Origin of the sequence: Phormidesmis priestleyi ULC007 (genome assembly GCF_003003695.1) — a bacterium.
Taxonomy (GTDB): domain Bacteria; phylum Cyanobacteriota; class Cyanobacteriia; order Leptolyngbyales; family Leptolyngbyaceae; genus Phormidesmis_A; species Phormidesmis_A priestleyi_A.
In genome coordinates this window covers 1-2702 of the sequence record NZ_PVWG01000099.1, presented here as the reverse complement: position 1 = coordinate 2702, position 2702 = coordinate 1, and the positions used below count along the sequence as shown (strand labels likewise).

Sequence of the window (2702 nt, the reverse complement as noted above, 5' to 3'; positions counted from 1 at the left end):
CAAAAACAGTTCTCGCATCCGTAGTCCGCGAGTCGCGGGTCTTATTTTTCTCTCATGACATCACAACACTCAAGTTATTTAATTTATAGAAGATTACGAGGCTGGTTGGTGACTAACGGGAAAAACTACCGCAAATTCACGGACTTCACTAAACTTTTGCCCACTTGGCGATCGCGCCCCACCATCAACCTTCTAGTTGCATCGACATAGATGACTTCACGGATAACCTCGCGGTCTAATTGAAGCGAATTCAGCCGTGCTTGAGTGTGTCAAAATCTTGCGAGTGACTTATTTGTTGCATCGGCTGCAATGAGTAGTTAAATTGCAGTTAGAGTAATTGTAGCAGATAGTACAAGTGTAGTTTTTACTGCAATTTAACTATTGATTATGCGGAAACTTTCCGTATATCTCCCTGATTTGGGCAGACACCCCGAAACTTTCCGTATATCTCCCCTCACTTTTCATCAGAGATCCTAGAGAAACGATCGCTTCGCAGTTCCCCGAAAGGTTAATCGCCCCGCACTTCCTCAAAGAACCGATCGCTCCTCCTAAAAAATTAAGCATTCCAAAAAACAAAAAACTCCTGTAGAATACATCGCAGTGATGAAGTTGTGCCCCGAAGCCTGATTTCGCAGATCAGACTCCGAGGACTTCCATCCCTAGTTACTTGCGTTAACTCAGGAGGCGTTCATGATTGTACACCGTCGGCTTTGCTATGGGATCTTGAAAGGCTGGAATCAAGATCCTGCAACCGTTTTTAATCCCGGTGGAATGTCTGAGAAATCAGCATTCTTGTCCTCTCTAAACTAACGGATGAGGACAAAATAATATGGGAGTTAGGACTGTGATTCCTAGCTCGATTTCGTTCACCGTTGAGTTACGCTGCTCAACTGAAAGACGTTATCGAGTCAGTGTTACTTTGGATTTACAAGGGCGTTATATCTTCCTTTCGTCTGGCATTCTCGTGAATGTTAGCGATCGCATTGAAGAGTTTGTTTCACAGTTGAGTGAGATTGCATCCAATCAACTGGCATTTCCGAAATGGGATGGCACAAGTGATTTGACGACTGAATATCAAATCGTCCGAGTGTTGCCCGGCTATCAACTTGAACGATCGCTAGCGAAGTTCAACATCGTCTTGGGGAATGGTTCACTGATTCAAGTGGAGGAGTTGCACAACAAAACCATCATTCAACTGTAGAACGTTTGTAGGTTGTGTTGAGCGATCGCGAAATGCGTCAATTTTAAATAACGATGCGTTTCGTGTGGCTCAACCCACCCTACGCAATCTTCGGGTTTATTCAATTGTTAATGGTTTGGTATCAAATAATCGATCGCGGCTTGAGCGATTGTTTGATTACCATCTTTAGGGAGTGACGAAGACTGACGAGGTGCATGCAGCGGTTGCCGTAAAAATTCCCAATCTCCCTGAAAGAACTCCGCAGGCGCAAGAATTTGGTGATAGGCGTAGTTTTGGATGCCTTCGAGCAAAACGGGAGCCTCGGCAAAGCCTTCGCGGGTCAGTGAAACGATCGGTAAATCGAGCCGACACGCTTCAGAAAAAGTGCTGTATCCGGGCTTTGAGATCAGGCGACCGCACAGCGGCATAAAGTCTACGGGACGGTAGAAGCGATCGTCAATTCGCAACAGATTAGGCAACTCAGGCGCACTCAAATCAAAGCAAATAAATGTCCAGTCGGGAAACTGCTGCACGTTTTCGTAGGGGATACGATCGAGTCCCAATCCGCCAAAGGTCATCAGCGCAATTTTTTCTTTGGGCGTTTCAGTCAGGTTAAATTTTGCCTTCAGTTCCGCCAAATCAAAGCGAGGATTTACCCCCGTTAACCCGGTATCTACGATCGTCGGAAATGCCCCCATCGGCTCGTGAAAAGGTAAACGAAACAAGCGATCGCATTGACTAAAACACTCGCCAATCCAGTCTGCCATTTCAATAAATTCGCCGCCCCAGGCTCGATAGATGAAATCCCAGCCAAAGTTGCCCATCATCCAACCCGGAATGCCTGCGGCTTTGGCGATCGGAGCCGCTAACGGTGGAATGTCTGCTAGAACTAATCCGACACGATTTTGTTTGATGAAGTTGACCTCAGAGGCAATCAGCGATCGTTGATTTGCTTTAATTTCTTTCAATTTCTCCAGCGTCGCGGCTTTGTCCATCGTCAGGCTATCAGACTGCACAACGCCGACATCAAACCCGCGAGGACGGTGAATAAAATCACCGGGAATGTAAGCTTCTAGCAGCGATCGGGGTGCAGTCGTTGCCAAAATCAGCAGAATTTCGGGACAGAGTTCTTGAATTTTAGCGGCAACGGAAGCGGCACGGGTTGCATGACCGAACCCATGATTAGTGATCGCGATATAAAGAATAGGTTGAGGCATAGCAAAGGGTAAAGGGTTAACTCAGATCTTGCACTATTCTCAATAGTCCCAGCGGATGGGCTTGAGAATGATTTCAAAGCCATGCTGCATCGCAATGTCCCAGTGACTCCTAATCTGATGTAGGAGGTCTTTCCAAACAACCTGCGGCAAGAGAATGACTTGGGCAAGTTCCCTTGCGGCTTTCCAATCTAGGCGCTGAGGTTTTGCCCAACAATGTGTCCAGTGTGCTAGTACAAAGGCGACCAGAGACAACACGAGCCAGCGGTAGAGTCCCAGCAAGGTGGATTGACCAAAGCGATGCAAAC

The 2702-nt window shown here is 46.9% G+C and carries 2 protein-coding genes and 1 pseudogene; 1 reads left to right on the top strand and 2 read right to left on the bottom strand.

Going from position 1 to position 2702, the window contains the following annotated elements; all coding sequences use genetic code 11:
• Positions 1-829: 829 nt before the first annotated feature.
• Complete coding sequence (locus tag C7B65_RS26725) at positions 830-1201, top strand: hypothetical protein (RefSeq protein WP_073075111.1); 372 nt, start codon at positions 830-832, stop codon at positions 1199-1201.
• A gap of 107 nt (positions 1202-1308) precedes the next feature.
• On the opposite strand, the gene C7B65_RS26720 is transcribed toward C7B65_RS26725, so the two are convergent.
• On the bottom strand, positions 1309-2397 hold the full coding sequence (locus C7B65_RS26720; RefSeq protein WP_073075112.1) for a glycosyl transferase: 1089 nt from the start codon (positions 2395-2397) through the stop codon (positions 1309-1311).
• A 39-nt stretch (positions 2398-2436) separates the two neighbouring features.
• A pseudogene (locus tag C7B65_RS28210) lies at positions 2437-2702 on the bottom strand (hypothetical protein); the annotation flags it as partial.